This is a genomic window from Leptolyngbya sp. FACHB-1624, assembly GCF_047649235.1.
GTDB lineage: Bacteria > Cyanobacteriota > Cyanobacteriia > Leptolyngbyales > Leptolyngbyaceae > Leptolyngbya > Leptolyngbya boryana.
In genome coordinates, this window is the sequence record NZ_CP180258.1 from 2,366,242 (window position 1) to 2,384,285 (window position 18,044).

The following is an 18,044-nucleotide window of genomic DNA, read 5'->3' on the forward strand; positions in this document are numbered from 1 at the left end:
AATTCATTCTCCTTGCCATTCTCGATCCTCTAACTCTTTCTGAGGCAAGAGCAACGTCGCTTCAATCTCTTGTCGAATTGCGGCTGTGACTTCACAGTTACTATTCAAGCAATCAATCAGAAGTTGGTTGGCATCGTAGTAACGCTGTAGGACTTGCTGTTGCTCAGGACTAAACTGCCAGGGATGCTGAATGTTACGATAATGCGCAACTGTGCTTTTCAACTGTGTCACCCAAGCCGGATAGTTTGTCTGCCACCAGTCCTGAAGCCGTTCTCGATTTTGACTTGGAGCGGGCAACTGATCTCTCAACTGCTGCAGAGATTTATAGAATCCAGCATCCAGAACCATCACCAGAATGTTGTTGAGCGCTTCACTACACGCATTGATATAGGCAAAATCCTGGCTATGGTCGGTGGCAAACTCCAGCAGCAAGTTCTCTAATGCCGCATCTAAAAACATGCCTTGATCTAGGGTACTTGCTAAGGCAAACTGTCCTGCTGTATGGGGGGCTTGAGCAAGTGCAAGGTAAAATGCGCGCGTGGTTGCAACTTTCGGTTCGATTGGAATCGATTGGGATTTTTGGCTGACCCACATTAGGAAATCTTGTAAATAGGGGTCTTGAGCCACTAACGCATCAATTTGTTGTTTCATCAACTGCACGAGCGAATCTGCACTTCGCAACATCGCTGCCGTTAACAAGAACACTTCGCGCCAGTGGGGATCGGTAATGTGGCTCACCAAGCTTCCTAATGCTTGCTCTAATGCTCGCAGATTATGACTCGCGACAATTTTGCGAGCCGTGAAGTATTCTTGAAACGCCAAGTAGGAGAATGAAAAAATGCCTCGCGCTCGTTCAATTAAGAGTCCGTGCTGTGCCTCGATCGCTTTTAGCATCGCCTCGCTTTCAAGTTGCAGTTCTTCGGGTTCTAACGACGCATTCGGTAAGTTTCGTAGATAGTCTCCGATGTACTGTTCAATAATACGTTGTTCAAAAAAGTACTGACCCTGCTCAAAAGTGACTGCTGCTAATTGGCTCAGTAATCTTAGCTTCTGAGGTAGTAAAAAGCCTCGGTAAGCATCATCGCGTTCGACTCCTCTGGCTTCATCCCACTTCCCCAGCAGCAGATCGAGTCCTTGCTTGTAAAATTCAGTCCGCTTTGTTGGAAATTTTTCTTGACCATGAAACACCCAGCAGGCAAGGTGCAGAAACAAAGGAGTAACAACCAGTTGGCGAAACTGCCAGTTCTCCGGTAGGTCGAGTTTCTGCAGAAACTCAACGGACTGATTTTGCTGCGGTTCCTTCGGAGTTGCGCTCTGCGCTAATCGCGGTGTTGTTCGGCTGAATACGGCGAACCACTTTTGCGCGAATGTTGTGATTTGCGCTTGGGTGAACGGTGCAATCTCAACATCGGTGAAGCCTCGAAGTTGCAACTTTTGAGCCGCTGTCCGACAGGAAACAACAAACTGATTGCGATGATACTTATCTGAGAATTGACGAATTTCTCGTAGAACCGATGCACTGTCCTGATTCAGCAGTTCATCAATACCGTCCATTAATAGCAAAACTCGACCCGATTGCAACAATGTTTCAATCACGGCGGGGTCTGAAATGCCAGAAGGGACAAAGCAAGAGCAAACATAATGAAAAAGGCTAAAAGTGCCACTGTGTCTAGATTCTTCTGCAAACTCTCTCATCATCATAAAGAGCGGCACTCGATCAGCAGCAAATTCTCCCCGATTGCACTGAATCGCTAGATGTTGCAAAAAAGTGGTTTTTCCGACTCCTGGCTTTCCCAAAACTCTCAGCTTTGAATAAGTCTCGACTGCCTGCATTCCTGGGATCTGCTTTTGCTCAACGTCTCCTAAGCCCACACGGTCGAAGTCAGTCGGTTCTATGTTTTGTAGTTCAGCGATCTCGAACCATTGTTGGCTGGCAATTTCTTCTAAAATATTGACATCGACATAGATGTCATCAATTCTCACCGGACGGTTGACATCAAGTAACTGCAAGATGCCGCACTGATTTTGAATCGTGTCTCGATGTTGCGATCGCACTTGCTGGACTAAACTATCCACATCGAGAGGAACTGCTTTTGCTCGTTCTCCAGGTACGGGAAAATCTACAGGCGGATCAAGTGCAATCTCGCGCCAATCTAAATCCAAAATCGAACAAATTTCTAGAAAAATTTGGCGATCAACGGGCTGCCCAGTGAAAAAGCGCCAGATGGGTTGACGGGTCTTTAAGTTCACTTCCCCTGCCAGATTTTCCTGCGTCCAGCCTTTGAGAGCAAACGCACGTTTAGCCTGTTGAATACCAGTGGGCGATGCCTGAAGTGAGCGTTTGACCATAAGATAAAAGGCTCATATTAAAAATCAAAGCATTCCTCTACTAAAAATATAAGCGTTTGATTTCGTTACAGTCTTGTTCGACTAAATTCTTTAAACAATCTCGATCTGTCCATGCTCATCTAGATCGACTTTCACAGAATCACCAGACTTGGCTCGACCAGAGAGAATTGCCTCAGCTAGACTATCTTCGAGTAGACGAGTGATCGCTCGTCGCAGCGGACGTGCGCCTTGCTCTGGGTGATAGCCTGTTTCGACGAGGCGATCTTTAACGCGATCGCTGACTTCCAGTGTGATGCCTTGTTCTAGCAAGCGAGCTGAAAATTCATTCAGTAAGAGATTCGCAATTTGTTTGATTTCATCATGTGTTAATTGTCGGAACACAATGATGTCATCTAAACGGTTCAAGAATTCTGGGCGAAAGTACTGCTTCAGTTCTTCATTGACCAAAGCAACAGTGCGGTTATAAGATGCTTCTGGAGCATTCGTCGAGAGTTCAAAACCGAGTCCGCCGCCTCCTTTCTGAATCACCTTGGAACCAACATTCGAGGTCATCACGAGCAAGGTATTCTTGAAATTCACAGTCCGACCTTTCGCATCGGTTAGGCGACCATCTTCTAAGATTTGCAGCAGCAAATTAAATACATCGGGATGTGCTTTTTCGATTTCGTCAAATAGCACAACGGTGTAAGGCTTGCGTCGAACGGCTTCTGTTAACTGTCCGCCTTCGCTATAGCCCACATATCCGGGTGGAGAACCAATCAGCTTAGAAACGGTATGGCGCTCCATAAACTCAGACATATCTAGTCGAATCATCGCCGATTCAGATCCAAAAAAGCAGGCAGCTAATGCTTTGACTAACTCAGTTTTGCCCACTCCCGTTGGCCCTGAAAAAATAAACGATGCGATCGGGCGATTGGGATTGCTTAAGCCCACTCTTGCCCGACGAGTAGCTCGTGCGATCGCGCTGACCGCTTCTTCTTGTCCAATCAGTCGTTGATGCAAAACTTCTTCCATCTGCATTAACTGTTCTGACTCAAGTTCGGTGACTTTGTTCACCGGAACGCCTGTCCAAGATGAGACAATGTGAGCGATATCGACCTCATCCACAACGATTGCAGAACCAAATGCTGGAGCCTCGGTCTGAACCTCTGCTTGCAGAGTCAGCTCACTCGATCTCACTTCACCAGCACGCTTAAAGTCCTGTTGTGCGATCGCGCTTGCTTTGGTGAGCAAAATCTGTTTGAGTCGTTCACTCATGCTCTTATCGAGCGAGAATTTCTTGCCGTGAAGAATTCGAGCGCGAGATCCGGCTTCATCAATCAAATCGATCGCTTTGTCTGGGAGCAGCCGATCAGAAATATATCGATCGGCAAGCTTTGCCGCCGCTTCTAGTGCAAGATCCGAAATTTCTAGCCGATGGTGCTGCTCATAGCGACTGCGTAATCCTTGTAAAATCAGAATCGTCTCTTCAATGCTCGGCTCATTAATCATCACGGGCTGAAATCGCCGTTCTAGTGCTGCATCTTGCTCAACATATTGACGATATTCATCGAGCGTTGTTGCTCCAATACAGCGCAGTTCGCCGCGCGCGAGAGCAGGTTTCAGAATATTTGCAGCATCGAGTGAGCCTTGAGCAGAACCTGCCCCTAGCAAAGTATGAACTTCATCGATGACTAAAATGATGTTTCCCGATGAGCGAACTTCCTTCATGATGGTTTTGAGTCGTTCCTCAAACTCACCTCGATACTTTGTTCCAGCCAGTAAAGTTCCGATATTCAACGTGAGAACTTGCTGATTTTGAAGCGATTCGGGCACATCTCGATCGACAATACGCTGCGCTAATCCTTCGGCTAAAGCAGTTTTTCCGACACCCGGCTCACCAATTAAAATCGGATTGTTCTTCGTGCGGCGACCCAGAATCTGAATCATCCGTTCTACTTCTTGCTGACGACCGACTACCGGATCAAGCCTTCCCAATGCCGCAAGTTCAGTCAGATTCGTGCCGCACTCATTCAAAATCGGTGTGCTCTTGCGACCGGAACTCTTCCCTTTTAAGATGGGCTTAGCTTCAGAGATGGCTTGTAGCACTTTAATCCGAACTTCAACCCGCTCCACGCCTAGCCGTTCTAAAACCTGAGTGGCTAATCCCGCCTCATCTTGCACGATCGCCAGCAACAAATGCTCTGGTTCCACCTGGCTATGTCCGAGCCGCTCTGCTTCTTTTAAGGACTGCTCTAAGACACGCCGACTCCGGGGAGTAAAGGGGATCTCAGTCCGAGACAGTCCAGGCCCTCGACCAATCACTGCCTGCACTTGCTCTTGTACTTCTTCCAGAGTAATGTCTAGATCCGCTAACACTTGTGCAGCAATACTGGGTCGAGTCGCAATTAAACCTAGCAAAAGCTGCTCTGTGCCAACATAATTATGGTCAAGGCGACGAGCTTCGATTTGAGCCGCATTCACAACCCTAATGCTTCTCTCTGTAAATTTATCAAACACAGGGATTTCCTCTGATAATGGAAGCGTTGCTCAAACTATGATTTTCTCAATCTCAAGCATTGACTGTTAGATCTGCGGCACTTTAAGACGGTTCGAGAGGGTGCTGGGAGTGGTTCCGTCTGGCAAGATTGCACCCTTAAGATAGGTCTGACCCAAAATTGCTTCACCCAAATTCGTATTGCTTAAATTTGCCTCAGTCAGATTTGCACCTGTGAAGTTTGCTTCGCTTAACATTGCTCCAACTAAAATTGCGCCTTTGAGATTGGCGTAACTTAAGTTCGTTTTAGTCAGATTTGCCTTGGTTAAGTTTGCACCGCTTAGATTGATGCCTGTGAAATTTAAACTTCTGAAATTTACGGCAATTAAGTTCAGATTCCGAAAGTCCCGTTGTCCTGCATTGTATCGGCTCAGAAGTTCTTTCGTATTCATTTGTTTCTTGGGTTTAGTTAAGGAATGCTGTATCGCTGCATGAAAAAATAGGTGAGTTGAAACGCTTGCACCATTTTCAATCCAGCCATGAATCATGTTTTCAGAGATCGACAATAAGGCAGACTCTGTAAGAGCTGCCTTTAAGACGGTAGAGTTGTACTTGCTCCCTGCTCGATCAGAATCTAGCGGCGAGAAGAGCCGCCTCTGCGATCGCCCCAACTTCCACTAGAAGAACTTCTCTCTTCACGAGGTTTTGCCTTGTTGACGGTCAAATCGCGCCCCATCCACTCGGCTCCGTTGAGAGCTTCGATCGCAGCTTCTTCCTCAGTGTCGGTTGCCATTTCGACAAACGCGAAGCCCCGAACTCGTCCAGTCTCCCGGTCGGTTGGTAACTGAACTCGCTTAACGGTTCCATATTCAGCAAAAATTTCGCTGAGGTTGTCCTGCATCACTTCGTAAGAAAGATTGCCAACGTAGATTGACATAAAAAACGGCTCCAGAATCATAATGTAGAGAGATTTAGGTTCGGAGCAACACTTAATGATAAGGAATTACACAGCCGAAAATATCGCTTCAGCCTTCAGCCTAACACAGCTTCTAAAAGTTCAACGACTGTATAGCTTAATAGAAACAATCCGATGTGTAGCTTAATAGAAGCAATGAGAGTTTTTTATCTACTGACAACACGCTCTAAGGTCGAAAGCATCTTCTAAGATTGCAAAGGACAAAGCGGATAATTTAGCACTCAAATCTACGTATTGTGCTGTAACTTCTCTCTGTAACACTCAGAGATACCCCCAACGGTATAGGCTCGATGGGAATTCTGCCGATACTATAGTGAATAGAAGTTCATTAAGAAGTGTAACAATGCAATCGAACAAAGCGACTAACTTACCTCCTGTTGCCACAGAATACAATGGTGTCGATCGCAATGCTTTTCTTTTCGGCTTCAATCCTCAAGCAGAACTCTGGAACGGTCGATTAGCAATGATCGGATTCCTTGCTTACTTAGCGTGGGACTTAGCAGGCTTTAGTGTGCTGCGCGATGTTCTACACCTGATTAAGTAGAGTGGTGGATTTTACATCTCAGCAACAGAGGTGTTTGCCAGGTATAACCATTCAATAATTTAGTCCTCAAACTTTGGAGCGAATCAATCGCGCCTCTAGTTCTGGGGACTTTTCAAATTTTATGCAGGTTGATGAATCACCATTGCGCTCCGATCTCTTTTCTATGCTGGTTTCTCAATGGATAATTTAAGAACTGGGTGTAAGGTCAAGCAACCTTTCTAAGCGATTACGCACTGCAACATCTGGGACTTGTGGTTTTAATTGCATTGTCATAGAAATGGTATGCTCTTGTTCTTGCTGCACAATCAGCACGGTACAGGGCAAGATTGGAGACAATGTCGGATGTAGTGCGTGACCGATGACGATCAAATCAGCGTACCAATTTCTCGCCGTTCTAATCAGAGCTTGCTCCGTCTTTTCGCTCAATTCTGAAATGTCAACCTGAATTCCCAAGCCTATCGCCATTTCTGCCAGCGAATGTGCGATCGCTCCTGGATTTGTTCTCAGATCAACTAAACATAATTGAGCTTGATTTGCTCTAGCAAATCGGAGCGCAGTGTTAAACACACAATGCTGAGATGGAGCATCTTCAAGAACGACTAAAATTCTTCGGAACATTGCTTTTACCCCCTGCTACAGTGCTCAATATAATCGAGTTAGTTGAGGAACTTGTGAGGATGCACAGGTCGTAGCCACAAGTTCCTCAACAGTGCATTATGGTGCTTGTCCTTTAGTAAAAACTAGCTGCGGGTTCTTGGACGAGTTGTGATCGCCGCTCTGCTTGATGCCAGACTGGTCTACTTGTTAGAAGTTCTGTTACATCCATGCCATTCCCGATCACGCCAGGAACGCTTGGATAGCCAGCACTTGCCCCGACCAGGAATAAATTCGGCAACTCAGTTTTGTAGCCCAATCGATTTAATCCGACTTGACGAGGCACTAACTTTGCTCCATAGATATTGCCTTCGGGTTGTCCGAGGTAAAACTCACTCGTCGTCGGTGTTCCGTAGACTTTCATGCGGCAGTAGCGATCGACATCTGGAATCAAATCTCGGACACTTTGCATGAGACGTTGATAGACCTCACGTTTTTTCGCCTTGTAAGCCTGCATATCTGTCTTGTGCAGTTCAGCAAACGCTTCATAGGGACAAACTGTTGCGACTTCTAACACATGATGCCCAAGAGGAGCCATACCGGGTTCTGAAGATTTGAGCGTTGGACAGGATAAAAAGATCCACGGATGGCTTAGATCGCCTGCGAGTTGGTTCTGATATTCTTCATTCAGATTTCCGGTTGGATAGTACCAAATGTTCCAGTTGCCAATGCCATATTGAGCCGGATCAAAGCGTTCATCGAGTCCAAGATAAATATTAAATGCGCTGGCAGAATAGTCATACTTTGTTAAGCGATCGCGTTCTTTCAAACTCAAGGCTTCAGCATCATGCATTAATCCGACAGTCAGTTTTGGATCAAGATCACTGATATAAGCCTTGCTGGCAGAATAAGTTTTGCCGTTAGCAATGATTCCAGTAACCTGATGATTTGTGACCTGAATATGCTCCACTGGAGTCGAGTAGAGAATCACGCCACCTCTTTGACGAATCGCATCTGTAATCGTATCGACAAAGAATTTGAAGTGATGTTTCGGATAGTAAGCTCCTTCTGAGTAGTCCCAGACGAGTGCTGTATGGGTGAGTAGTGCAATTTCATTAGGTGGGAGCGCGTAATCGCCGCTCTGACCTGCGAGAATGGCTTGCAGTTTTGGAGATAGCCCGACCTGATCGTAGAGCATTTGCAATGTCCAATTGCGGCGGGCGAAGAGATGCCAGTATTTGGGAAGTTTCAGCCAGTCTGTCCACTGCTGATTAAACCATTTCACTTCTTGAGTCAGGTCATGCACTTGCTGGTGAATGAGTTTGATTTCATCACAGTAGCGACGAATTGCATTTGCTTCTTCTGGAAAGGTTTGCAGAAGACGATTTCTCAAATTTTCCCACCCTAACGGAATCCTAAAATCAGCTTCATTTGTGATCACTCGATCGATACACTCGGGGTCAAGACTGTTGAACTCAACTTCTCGATCGATATAGTGGAGAAATTGATCGATTGTCTGTCCTTCTCCACATTGCGAAATATAGTGTACATCAGCACAGAAGCGGTAGTTTCCATAGTCAAAGGTATGGCAACAACCACCTGGAATATCATGCTGTTCTAGGATGAGGACTCGATGACCTTGACGAGTCAGACAAGCGGCTGTGGAGAGTCCACCTAGTCCTGCGCCCAGAATAATGTAATCAAAACGTTCCATATCAATCACCTTACGTTGCAGTGCAAAGGATCAGGAAACTTGCACAACAGGGAAACAATGTTCCCAACTGTTATGCAAGCAAGTGAGAGAAGGATGTATCTGAATGTTGCCGATTAAGAAGAACGAGCACTTCGGAATGTAAGACTAAACAAGAGAGGGTCTCATCACGTTTTCTCGTTGATAGAGGGCTGCTTTTCTATCTTTGACATCAGCGTAAACGAGGATTGTGAGGAACTTGTGAGGAATTCCACATTAAACGCAACATAAGTTCCTCAAATGATTTTTTTGCAGCCAAGAGGCAAATTTCTTCTGAATTTTTACTATACCTACCTCTATGCTATGAGTTGTCAGAAGATTTACCTTTTGACTGAGGCAGGCAAGACTTTTCTAGCTTATTACGAATCACATGCTGAAGCGACATCTATAGATATATAGATTGTTTGTATTAAAAATATTAATCCTTTTGACAGAAGGTCTGTACATTTCTACGACTTACCTTAGAAGCACATCACAAAACTTCATGAATGGAAACAATTTGCAATGTATAACTACCAAAATAAATTTCTACGATCGCTCTCTGCATTAGCTGTGCTTGCAGGACTGAGTGCAGCAACCATTCTTCCTGCTCAAGCACAAACAAATCCGCAGACTGGAACAACTGAGAATCAACGTCTTGCGCCTCTACTTCAGCAGGCGGCTGGAGCGGGTTCATTTACGACACTTGCAAGAGCCGTTGAAGCAGCAGGACTGACGAACGAGCTACAATCTCGCGGAGGAAATTACACGATTTTAGCTCCGACTGATGCCGCATTTGCTGCGCTGCCTCAAGGAACGCTCGATCGCTTGCTGCAACCTGAGAATCGCAACTTGCTCCGACAAGTACTTTCTTATCACATTATCCCGCAAGAGCTTACTGCAAATGACTTTAGTACGGGAACGACAAGAGTGCTAGGCGGCGGAATTGCGGTTCGTGTCACTCCAGAACGAATTATCGTGAATGATGGTAGCGTTGTCCAAGCGGATATTCAGGCAGAAAATGGTGTGGTTCATGCAATTAACCGCGTTTTAATGCCGAGAGAGCTACGTGATCAATTAGCTTCACTGCAATAGTTCAGCAGATCAAGTGTGCAGTAGATTCAACTGAAATTCAATTATCACCTTGCTTGGGAGATTTTCTGATGACTTCTATCAACACTAGCAGTCTGGATCAAGCTGCTTTAGCATTTCAAAAATTGCCCGTTGAGGAGCAACTTGCAACATTGGGAATGCTATTACAAGAGATTTCTGGATCGATTCCCGTTCATGTTTCAAGCATGGGCGGAGAGATTGTCCCATTGATTCAACAAATTCACGAGTAACGTCAAGACGAGCAGTTACAAACACTAAGTGATTTCTTAGCAAATGAGACTGCAAAAGGGGATGAAGTTGCACTTGATCCTCATCCTAGTAAAGCAATGCTAGAACTGGTTCCGGGTTCGACTCAACCTGCTCTTACGCGCTATAAGTCCCTAGATAGTAATGCTCGCTTGGCGTTCTGGTATCAACTGGGACAATACTTGGGCGATGGCATTCCAGCAATTCCGTCTGGTTTTTCATTGTCGTCAGAAGCAAATGACTTGTTGACTGCTCTACGATCGCTGAGTTTAGAGCAGCAGGCGGCTTTTCTGAGTCAAGTTGTATAACTGGGTTGAGCCAGGCTTTTGAGGTGTAAATGCTCGAAAAAAAGTGGGGAGTGGGGAGTAGTTCTCTTAGCTCCCTGCTCCCTACTTTACAGATGGCTAGACCATTGCAACTGGCTTGCTCGGTTGTGGGGCTTTTAATGGATCATGTCCGATTTGCTGCATGATCCGATCTCTTGCTAAGCAACGGTACTCAGCAAAATGCTCTCCGGCGGCACAAAGTCCAAAATAGAGATTCAGCGATCGAGGTCTACGGACGATCATTTTCCAAAGCTGCCGCCAAAATTGAGCACGAAGCTCTGTTCGACGAATGCCTTGAATCCAAATGACCTGTGCTATCAATCGCAACCCCTTTTTCATCGGAAAATGTAAGTTTTGAGCTAAGCGCGGATTTGGAGAAATGGCTAAACAATGCTGAAAACAGCGTTTCAGATAGTTCGATGGTTCGTAGAGTGTCCAGAGTGTATTGATATAGTCCCTCGCAATCTCATCTAGGGAGCGAGTCGGAACAAAATTCATCAACGTGTTTTGATCTCCCACTTCGAGTAGGTCTCCTTGACTCTGCCGTAATCGATTTTCTCGCTTTAATCGTTCCCACAGATCGGTATTCGGAAGTGCCTGGAGAATTCCGAGCATCGGCTGGGGAATGTTTGTTTCTTCCACAAATGCACGAATGCGATCGCCTGCACCTTCTCTCTCTCCATCAAAACCTAAAATGAACCCGGCATAGATTAACAGCCCTGCTTTTGTGATCTTCTGACATGCTTCTACTAGAGGGCTGCGCATGTTTTGATGTTTTCGAGTCGTCTGCAAGCTATCTTGATCCGGTGTTTCAATCCCAAGAAAAACACCATAAAATCCCGCCTGCACCATCAGTTCTAGTAGTTCTGGATCATCTGCTAGATTCACTGAAGCCTCGGTCACAAAGGTAAATGGATAGTTGTGGGCTTCCATCCAGGGAATCAGTTCGCGGAGGAATCGTTTCACATTGCGTTGATTCCCAATGAAGTTATCATCGACAATAAATACGGAACCGCGCCATCCTAAAGAATATAAAACTTGCAGCTCTACGATCGCTTGGTGGGTTTCTTTAGTTCGCGGCTTGCGGCCATAGAGCGTAATGATGTCACAAAATTCGCAATTGAAGGGACATCCTCGCGAAAACTGAATCGACATCATTAAATAAGCATCGAGATCTAGTAAATCAAATCGAGGCACTGGGCTTTTAGCAACATCAGGTTTCTCTAAACCTCGGAAGATGCCTTTTTCTTCCCCGGCTGCGATCGCGCTGATAAATTGTGGAACAGTAACTTCACCTTCATCAAGGACTAAATAATCTGCGCCTGATGCTAAAGCATCTTCCGGTAGAGAAGTGGGATAAGGGCCACCAACTGCAACTTTCTTACCTTGCTGGACAGCTTTCCGAATCAACGTATGGAAGTCTGCTTTTTGTGCCAGCATTGCGGATAAGATGACGAGGTCACACCATGCCCAATCGTCATCTGTTTCGACGGCGACATTGCGATCGCGAAATCGGACTTCCCAATCTAATGGAAGCATTGCGGCAACGGTCAAAATCCCTAGTGGGGGAATAAAAGCTTTTAGCCCTGCCATTTCAATGAAGCGATCGTACGACCAAAATGTTTTCGGAAATTTTGGATAGAGCAATAGTACTTTCATAGCAAATTCTCAACGTAGCGTGCAAGAACAAGTAGCGTCAGCTCACGTCTAACAATGCGTTCAAAGGGAGGACATTGCCCTTCAAATGAGAGATTCTTGATTGAGGATTCTTGAGAAAGCGGAATGCTCTAATTTTGATAGCAGTTTCTAAATCAAGATTCAGAAGATATAAAATTTATTACATAATCACGCCAAACTGTTACCTTTATTTACATAAAAAACGAAGGCTGCTGACTGTCGGTATATTGCTCTATTTTATATGTCACTCGGTACTTGCGTTTCGGCTGTGTTCAATGCTCGGATGCAATATCCTGTGCGAGTGCTGCATAACCGAAACGCATCTTTTGTTTAGTTTTTGGTTAGCGAGCGTTGCGTTCTGCAATCACAATATCGGCGATCGCTTCTGGGAGTTCTGCTAAATCCGTATGATCGTCATCTATACTCACTGGCGAGACGAAAGTATAGCTCGGATCACATTCGCGAGTGTCATAAACTTGAACCACCCACTTATCTGGAATGCCTTCGATTCCAATCTCGACGACATACCAGCTTACACCCAAAAACTTTGAAGACAGAACAGTGAACCATTCTTGCTCAAGTTCAGGGATTCCTAAATCTTGGGTGAGAAATGCGATCGCTAATTCTCCGGCTTCGGTTGCAGTCAGTTCTAAGTTATTGATCATCATTGGGTTTCTCTGGATAAAGTCCAAGCTGTTTTGCCAGTTCGCGGGCAATGTAGATCAGAAATCTTGCCCCGTCTGGATTGTTTTCGTGGGCCATCATGCTCGACACTTGTACTAATGTTTGTACAAATCCGGCATCAATTAAATCGGGTTGAGCATCTAACACTTCAGGTTCTTGCCCATTCGGACAAGCCATCAATTCTTGAATCAGTTCGATATACTGAGCTTGTCTCGCTTCAGTGATTGCTTCAGCCATAAGATGAGGTTCCTCAAATACTTTGTTGCCAGAGACGTTCTAAGCGGGCGACTTTTTGCTTGAATCTTGCAGATTGATAAGATTGATAGGCAGTCCAGAGTGGAAACAAGAAGAATCCACTCATGCTGATCAAAGAAAGAGCTTCTGAAATTTGAGAGAGAGCCGGCAATCGGTGAATAAACTGCAAGTGGTGATACCACACTAAAGCAAATACGAACAATGCGGGTGTAATCACGATGAAGGTAATCAGACAGACTGCCAAAACATCGTCTAGGTTAGTTTTCATGGTGAGATCAGGGTTAGAAAGGCTTTGCAGTATGGGTTTCGCGATCGAAGAAAAACCGCGATCGCGGCTGAGTATCGCCATAGATCTGAAAGCTAACTGTCGGCTCATCCCCAATGGCTTCAACACAATGAATCGCGTCTGGTGCAAAGCTGACAATTTCGTTCGGGCTAATAATTTTTTCGCCAATTGGCTCAATTTTGTTCGGGAAATCCGGATCACCCACTCGCCGCCAAAAGGTTTGCTTTTCCTGCCCCTTCAGAACAGCCGTAATTCCCCAAGTTCCATGATTATGAATTGGAGAAACCAAACCTGGAGCAAAAGTAACATTTTGGACCGTGAGAGGATAGCCAATTTCGTCGTATAAGGTCAAAACCGAACTGCCTGTTTTAGAGCAAGGTTCGAGAAATTGGGTACGAACATAGTAAGAATTGATGATCAGTTTACGAACTAAGCGACGGAGTTGGGGCAAATGATCCCACTCATCTGCCTCATGTTTGACTTGTGCGAGAAGATCAATGACTTCGGTCAGAAATCGATGAAGATAGTAATGTTCTTCAATTAAGTCCCATTCTCGTGTTGCAGGTCGAGTCTGGCACTGTCCATCATCGGTTACAATCCAGTCCAAGGTTTTCATAGTCTTGAGAGAGGTGAAGGTCAATTCTATGCGATTCCAGAGTTCCGAAAAGGCTAGTCATCTTCTTCAGGCGGTTGAGTTAATACATCAAATACAGTTGTTGCACTTCCGAATTCTTTCCCATCGATTTCTTTAATCCGAGAAGTAATCTCTTTTGCTTTTTCTAGCTCTCCCAACTTTGCCCAAACTAGTCCTGATGCACCATAGGCATTGAGGTAAAGCCGAATGCTCGGATCTTCTCGTCGATCGAGCAATATCGGCTTCAAGTCACTCCACAGCTCAGGCAATTTTTCGAGTTCTCGAACACGATCAATCACTTTCTGAGCAATTTGCAGTGCCATCCAAGCATTACTTTTGTAGAAAAAGTAGCGATAGGCAGTGACCAAGACATCTAAATTGACTTCAGCTTTTGCGAGAGCTTCGAGGATATACTGGTCAGACTGCGCTGTATTTTCCCAAGCATTGGCAGCACAGAGCAAAATTGCTTTGATATCTTCAGGGACATCGTACCAGGAAAGAGTTGGGGAGGACATGGTTAGAATTGAGTCAAGATGTAGAGTAAGGCAAACAAGATAATCCAAATGATGTCTACAAAGTGCCAGTAGATTTCTGCCATTTCAATGCCTGTATGTTTGGTAGCAGAGTAATGATCCGGACGACGCGATCGCCATAACACTCCCAGAATCAAGAGCAACCCGATGAATACATGCAATCCGTGGAATCCGGTCATCATATAAAAGCAATTTGAGAAGGTATTGGTCGTCAGACCATAACCGAGATTGAGGTATTCGTAGACTTGACCGCCTAAGAAAATTGCTCCCATTAACGCTGTGATGCTGTACCAGAGGCGCATTCCTTTCACATCATTCTGTTTGATAGCAACATCGCCTTTGTGAATTACGAAGCTACTCGAAACCAGAATGATCGTGTTGATGCTGGGAATGAGCAGTTCGACTTCGGTTTCTTTCGGAGGAAACTCTGGAGTGATTCCTCGTAAAAAGAGGTAAGTTGCGAACAGTGCGCCGAACATTAATGATTCAGAAATCAGAAAAGTGAGTAGCCCCAAAGTCCGAAAATCGGGATGTTCTTCGTGGCCGTGTGAGGCGGTTGAATGGGTGGAGTCGATAGTAACTTGAGTCATGATGATTGAAGAGATAGCAAGAAGTTTGGAAATGCTTGAGAATGGCTCTCTAAATTCTCTCAATTTCGGAATTTACAGAACCAAGAGGATGTTTGAAAAGTATCGTTTCTGGCACTCACCCGCCCCTCGACTGAAAGTCGGGGCTAACGGTACGAAGTCCTTTGAAAAGGACTGGAAACTTGATGTTGACAGTCTTTTAGTCCCTTGAGTGGACTTGCTTCTGTTAGCCCGGATTTTCAATCACGGGCGGGATAGCAACGAGAGCAAAGAAACTTTCTATACCTTTAAAACATCCTCTAAAGCTAACAAAAACGCAATAAGCAGATCGACTACTGCACAGGCGCAGGCTCGCTTGCAGATGGAGGCGCTTCCGGCTCACTCATCCCATAGTCGTAAGGGCCATGAGTGACAACAGGCAGCACTTCCCAATTCTCAATCATGGGTGGAGAACTCGTTGTCCATTCCAGAGTCAATGCATTCCAAGGATTGTCACTTGCTAGCTGACCCTTACTCCAACTGCGAATCACATTGAAGTAGAAAGGAATGACCGAAATTGCCAGAATATAGGCTCCAACTGTGCAAAGCTGATTCACAGAAGTAAACTGAGGATCATACATTGCGACCCGACGCGGCATTCCTTGTAAGCCTAAATAGTGCATCGGTAAGAAGGTTAAGTGTGTTCCAATAAAGGTCAACGCAAAATGAATGCGTCCCAAACGCTCATCTAGCATTCTGCCCGTGATTTTGGGGAACCAGTGGTAAATTCCAGCATAGATGCCGAACACAGAACCCCCGTATAGAACATAGTGGAAGTGTCCAACCACATAGTAAGTATCATGAACATGCAAATCAAATGGAGCTGTTCCTAAAGTAACTCCACCTAAACCGCCCATTACAAACATTGAGAGTAGCCCGATCGCGAAGAGCATCGCACTGGTATAGCGAATTTTTCCACCCCAGAGCGTTGCCACCCAACCAAAGATTTTCACCCCAGTCGGCACAGCTACAATCAAGGTTGAAATCGTAAAGAACATTCTCATCCAGCCTGGCGTTCCACTTGTAAACATATGGTGAACCCAGACAAACAATCCGACTAAACAGATTGCCACGCTGGAATACGCGATCGCTTTATATCCAAAAATTGGCTTGCGAGCGTGTACCGGAATGACTTCAGACATGATTCCGAAAATCGGCAGAATCATCAAGTAAACCGCAGGGTGAGAGTAGAACCAGAATAGGTGCTGATAAAGCACAACATTGCCGCCTGCATCTGGCTTATAGAAAGACGTGCCGAAGTTGATGTCAAACAGCAGCAAGATTAAACCGATCGTTAAAACAGGAGTCGAGAGTAGCGCCAAAATCGAGGTTGCCATCAATGCCCAACAAAACAGCGGTACTTGCGTCCACTTCATGCTAGGAACTTTCAGCTTCCAAATCGTAATCACAAAGTTGAGCGAACCTAGGACTGAAGAGGTTCCGACTAATGCGATCGCAGCAATCCAAATCGATTGTGCAACCGGAGCGGTGATAATACTCAAAGGCGGATAGGCTGTCCAACCTGCCTGAGCACCCCCAAACACAAAGCTCAGCATCAGCAATAACCCTGCCGGAGGATTGAGCCAGAATGCGATCGCATTTAGCTTCGGAAAAGCCATATCGCGCGCACCCACCATCAGAGGAATGAGGAAATTTCCAAATCCTCCAATTGCCGCAGGAACAATCCATAAGAAGATCATGATTGTTCCATGATTGGTCATGAAAGCATTGTATAAGCTGGTATCTACTAAATCAGGATCTGGAGTCGCGAGTTCTGTCCGAACTGCAACCGCCATAAATCCGCCGACTAAGTAGAAGAAGAATGCAGTGACCAGGTATTGAATCCCAATCACTTTATGATCGGTGTTGAATGTGAAATAGTCATACCACTTCCAAGCAGGATGGGAGGCAGCCGGATTTGCCTCGGAAGAGATGACTAGATTTTGATCTTGAGTTTGAGCCATGATGCTAAGGATGCAAGTGCGCTAAATGTTCTGCGGTGATGCCGAGGTCTTTGGCATAGGGTGCAAGAAATTCTGAGTCAGAGAGGGTTGCAACTGCTCGATTTGTCTCTGAGACTTGAGCAATCTTGGTTTCCTCGACCCATTTCTCATAGTCTTCGCGAGTTTGCACAACGACTGTCGATCGCATTCCACCGTGATAAGCTCCACAGAGTTCGGTACATACGATCGGAAATTCGCCCAGTTTTGTTGCGACGAATTGGAGCTGGGTTTGCTCACCTGGAATGACATCTTGTTTGATGCGGAATTGAGGAACCCAGAATGAGTGAATCACATCCTGAGCTTTCATATTGAGAACAACTTTTTGCCCGATGGGTACATGCAATTCACCGGGCATGACCCCTTCAGTAGGATAGTCAAACAGCCAAGCATACTGCATTGCAGTTACATTCACATTCAGTCCACCTTCGTGATTCTCTGTGAGACCATAGGCGGGAATGCGAGTTGTAGAACTGGTCGTAGAACTGTCTGTAGAACTGCTCGTTTCATCACTTGCATCGGCAATCATTGGTGCTGCGATCGCAGTTCCCATCGTATCGTGATGAGTATGAGTCGCAGCAGAGTGGACATGCGCCATTGCTGAACCCGCAGAAATGCCGCCCATGTGTTCATAGACATCAACGCTGTAGACTCCCAAGCCAATCACAATGATGCTGGGAATCGCAGTCCAGAGAATCTCTAGAGCAAAGTTGCCTTCGATCGGAACGCCATCTGTTTCGTCGCCATCAGGTTTGTGGTATTTGAGGGTGAAAAACAGAATTGTGCCTTGAACCACAATGAAGAGTGCAGTTCCAATGCCGACCATAACGCTAAAGAAGTCGTCTACCCAAGGAGCTTGCTCTGAAGCTTGCACAGGCAGGAGGTGATGGTTTTGGCTAACCCAGAAGCTGATCAAGGTGATCACAACGCCTGCAATTAGGGTCAGCAGTGAAGTAGGAATTTGATTCATAGGTTGCTTCAAGCGAGTTTAGAAAC

At 45.6% G+C, this 18,044-nt stretch carries 19 protein-coding genes; 4 read left to right on the forward strand and 15 right to left on the reverse strand.

Annotated features, from left to right (window positions below):
* Positions 1–3: 3 nt before the first annotated feature.
* The 4 genes from ACMUEV_RS10955 to ACMUEV_RS10970 all read right to left on the reverse strand — a co-directional run bounded on the left by ACMUEV_RS10955 (position 4) and on the right by ACMUEV_RS10970 (position 5,762).
* Complete coding sequence (locus tag ACMUEV_RS10955; RefSeq protein ID WP_190653262.1) at positions 4–2,349, reverse strand: NACHT domain-containing protein; 2,346 nt, start codon at positions 2,347–2,349, stop codon at positions 4–6.
* Positions 2,350–2,439: 90 nt separating this feature from the next.
* Positions 2,440–4,848, reverse strand: a complete 2,409-nt coding sequence (locus ACMUEV_RS10960) for an AAA family ATPase (RefSeq protein ID WP_190653261.1) — start codon at positions 4,846–4,848, stop codon at positions 2,440–2,442.
* A gap of 66 nt (positions 4,849–4,914) precedes the next feature.
* A complete protein-coding gene (locus tag ACMUEV_RS10965) occupies positions 4,915–5,277 on the reverse strand; it encodes a pentapeptide repeat-containing protein (protein ID WP_190653260.1) in 363 nt (120 codons plus the stop codon).
* Positions 5,278–5,459: 182 nt separating this feature from the next.
* Complete coding sequence (locus ACMUEV_RS10970; protein ID WP_026148750.1) at positions 5,460–5,762, reverse strand: RNA recognition motif domain-containing protein; 303 nt, start codon at positions 5,760–5,762, stop codon at positions 5,460–5,462.
* Positions 5,763–6,144: 382 nt separating this feature from the next.
* On the opposite strand from ACMUEV_RS10970, the gene ACMUEV_RS10975 reads away from it, so the two are divergent.
* Positions 6,145–6,345 (forward strand): chlorophyll a/b-binding protein, encoded by a 201-nt coding sequence (locus ACMUEV_RS10975; RefSeq protein ID WP_017289052.1) that lies wholly within the window; start codon positions 6,145–6,147, stop codon positions 6,343–6,345.
* 186 nt (positions 6,346–6,531) lie between these two features.
* Here the strand turns inward: ACMUEV_RS10975 and ACMUEV_RS10980 are convergent, their stop codons facing one another.
* Both ACMUEV_RS10980 and ACMUEV_RS10985 read right to left on the reverse strand, forming a co-directional pair.
* Positions 6,532–6,963, reverse strand: a complete 432-nt coding sequence (locus ACMUEV_RS10980; protein ID WP_190653259.1) for a universal stress protein — start codon at positions 6,961–6,963, stop codon at positions 6,532–6,534.
* A 112-nt stretch (positions 6,964–7,075) separates the two neighbouring features.
* Positions 7,076–8,653: a phytoene desaturase family protein gene (locus ACMUEV_RS10985; RefSeq protein ID WP_190653258.1), complete on the reverse strand. Its 1,578-nt coding sequence runs from the start codon at positions 8,651–8,653 to the stop codon at positions 7,076–7,078.
* Positions 8,654–9,193: 540 nt separating this feature from the next.
* On the opposite strand from ACMUEV_RS10985, the gene ACMUEV_RS10990 reads away from it, so the two are divergent.
* The 3 genes from ACMUEV_RS10990 to ACMUEV_RS11000 all read left to right on the forward strand — a co-directional run bounded on the left by ACMUEV_RS10990 (position 9,194) and on the right by ACMUEV_RS11000 (position 10,335).
* Entirely contained in the window at positions 9,194–9,763 is a 570-nt protein-coding gene (locus ACMUEV_RS10990) for a fasciclin domain-containing protein (RefSeq protein WP_190653257.1), read from the forward strand.
* Positions 9,764–9,831: 68 nt separating this feature from the next.
* A complete protein-coding gene (locus ACMUEV_RS10995) occupies positions 9,832–10,011 on the forward strand; it encodes a hypothetical protein (protein ID WP_190653256.1) in 180 nt (59 codons plus the stop codon).
* Positions 10,012–10,107: 96 nt separating this feature from the next.
* A complete protein-coding gene (locus ACMUEV_RS11000) occupies positions 10,108–10,335 on the forward strand; it encodes an orange carotenoid protein N-terminal domain-containing protein (protein ID WP_190653255.1) in 228 nt (75 codons plus the stop codon).
* A gap of 96 nt (positions 10,336–10,431) precedes the next feature.
* Here the strand turns inward: ACMUEV_RS11000 and ACMUEV_RS11005 are convergent, their stop codons facing one another.
* The 9 genes from ACMUEV_RS11005 to ACMUEV_RS11045 all read right to left on the reverse strand — a co-directional run bounded on the left by ACMUEV_RS11005 (position 10,432) and on the right by ACMUEV_RS11045 (position 18,018).
* Positions 10,432–12,012: a B12-binding domain-containing radical SAM protein gene (locus ACMUEV_RS11005; protein ID WP_190653254.1), complete on the reverse strand. Its 1,581-nt coding sequence runs from the start codon at positions 12,010–12,012 to the stop codon at positions 10,432–10,434.
* Positions 12,013–12,371: 359 nt separating this feature from the next.
* Positions 12,372–12,698, reverse strand: coding sequence for a hypothetical protein (locus ACMUEV_RS11010; protein ID WP_190653253.1), 327 nt, complete (start codon positions 12,696–12,698; stop codon positions 12,372–12,374).
* Positions 12,685–12,951: a hypothetical protein gene (locus tag ACMUEV_RS11015; RefSeq protein WP_199329703.1), complete on the reverse strand. Its 267-nt coding sequence runs from the start codon at positions 12,949–12,951 to the stop codon at positions 12,685–12,687. Before ACMUEV_RS11015 ends, ACMUEV_RS11010 begins: the two co-directional genes overlap by 14 nt.
* Positions 12,952–12,964: 13 nt before the next feature.
* Positions 12,965–13,318, reverse strand: a complete 354-nt coding sequence (locus ACMUEV_RS11020; RefSeq protein ID WP_148664732.1) for a hypothetical protein — start codon at positions 13,316–13,318, stop codon at positions 12,965–12,967.
* Entirely contained in the window at positions 13,251–13,871 is a 621-nt protein-coding gene (locus tag ACMUEV_RS11025; protein WP_017289042.1) for a hypothetical protein, read from the reverse strand. The genes ACMUEV_RS11020 and ACMUEV_RS11025 overlap by 68 nt, the downstream gene beginning before the upstream one ends.
* A 53-nt stretch (positions 13,872–13,924) precedes the next feature.
* Complete coding sequence (locus tag ACMUEV_RS11030; RefSeq protein ID WP_017289041.1) at positions 13,925–14,404, reverse strand: hypothetical protein; 480 nt, start codon at positions 14,402–14,404, stop codon at positions 13,925–13,927.
* A gap of 2 nt (positions 14,405–14,406) precedes the next feature.
* Complete coding sequence (locus tag ACMUEV_RS11035; RefSeq protein ID WP_242044778.1) at positions 14,407–15,012, reverse strand: heme-copper oxidase subunit III; 606 nt, start codon at positions 15,010–15,012, stop codon at positions 14,407–14,409.
* A gap of 329 nt (positions 15,013–15,341) precedes the next feature.
* Complete coding sequence (gene ctaD / locus ACMUEV_RS11040; RefSeq protein ID WP_190653252.1) at positions 15,342–17,012, reverse strand: cytochrome c oxidase subunit I; 1,671 nt, start codon at positions 17,010–17,012, stop codon at positions 15,342–15,344.
* Between the two features lie 4 nt (positions 17,013–17,016).
* A complete protein-coding gene (locus tag ACMUEV_RS11045) occupies positions 17,017–18,018 on the reverse strand; it encodes a cytochrome c oxidase subunit II (protein WP_190653251.1) in 1,002 nt (333 codons plus the stop codon).
* Positions 18,019–18,044: the final 26 nt, after the last annotated feature.